The organism is Arthrobacter sp. HY1533 (genome assembly GCF_027568515.1).
Lineage (GTDB): Bacteria > Actinomycetota > Actinomycetes > Actinomycetales > Micrococcaceae > Specibacter.
Genome location: NZ_JANKZF010000065.1, coordinates 1 through 1,083, shown reverse-complemented (window position 1 = coordinate 1,083; position 1,083 = coordinate 1). Strand labels below are relative to the sequence as shown.

At 63.5% G+C, this 1,083-nt stretch carries 1 protein-coding gene; it reads left to right on the top strand.

The features are described from left to right. Positions 1-99 precede the first annotated feature (99 nt). A complete protein-coding gene (locus tag PCK14_RS19295) occupies positions 100-1,071 on the top strand; it encodes an IS481 family transposase (RefSeq protein WP_269940139.1) in 972 nt (323 codons plus the stop codon). The last annotated feature ends 12 nt before the right edge of the window (positions 1,072-1,083 follow it).

Here is a 1,083-nt window from a genome sequence, read left to right as displayed (position 1 = left end):
TGTACTTGGCCATGAGGTTGGTGACGCTCGGGTCTTGAAAAAAGGGGGAGCCTCCGGGCTTAGTGGAGTTGTCTAATCCTTCACGGTCCGGAGGTTCCCATGTCCCACGCTAATGCCAGACTCACCTTTCACGGAAGAGCTTTGCTGATACGCCGGGTTCTGACTGACTGTCGTCCCCTCTCGCATGTTGCCAAGGAACTCGGTGTTTCACGCCAGTGCGCCTCCCGCTGGGTGCACCGCTACCAGGTTGAGGGCGTGGCTGGGTTGGTGGATCGCTCCAGCCGCCCCCACACCAGCCCGACCCACACCAGCCCTGCGATGGAGGAGGCGGTGGTGGCGGCCCGTCACCAGATGCGGTGCGGGCCGGCCCGGATCAGCCAAGCAACCGGGGTGCCGGAGAGGACCGTGACACGGATCCTGCACCGCCACCACGAACCCTTGCTGGCCTGGTGCGACCCGGTCACCGGGGACCTGATCCGGGCCCAGCGCACCACCGGGCGCCGCTACGAACGCGAACACCCCGGCGAACTGATCCACATTGACGTCAAGAAGCTGGGCCGGATCCCCGATGGTGGCGGCTGGCGGGCCCTGGGCCGTGAAGCGACCGTGGCCCACAAACACAAGAAGGTCCGGACCGGGTTCGATTACATACACGCTGTGATCGATGATCACTCCCGGCTCGCCTACGCCGAGGTCCTGGAGGATGAGAGGGGTGCCACGGCCGCGGCCTTCCTGCTCCGGGCAGCTGACTTCTACCGACGAAACGGCATCCCCCACATCGAACGAGTCATCAGCGACAACGCCTTCGCCTACCGGAACTCAGCCGCGTTCAAGGCCGCCATCGCCGAGCTCGGGGCAGTGCAGAAATTCATCAAGCCGCACTGTCCCTGGACCAACGGCAAGATCGAACGCTTCAACCGCACCCTGGGAATCGAATGGGCCTACCGGCGCCCCTACACCAGCAACATCCAACGCACCCAAGCCCTTGACCCATGGCTCAACCACTACAACAATGAACGCATCCACACCAGCACCGGAACAACACCCATCAACCGAGTGTCACCAACGTGATGGCCAGGTACA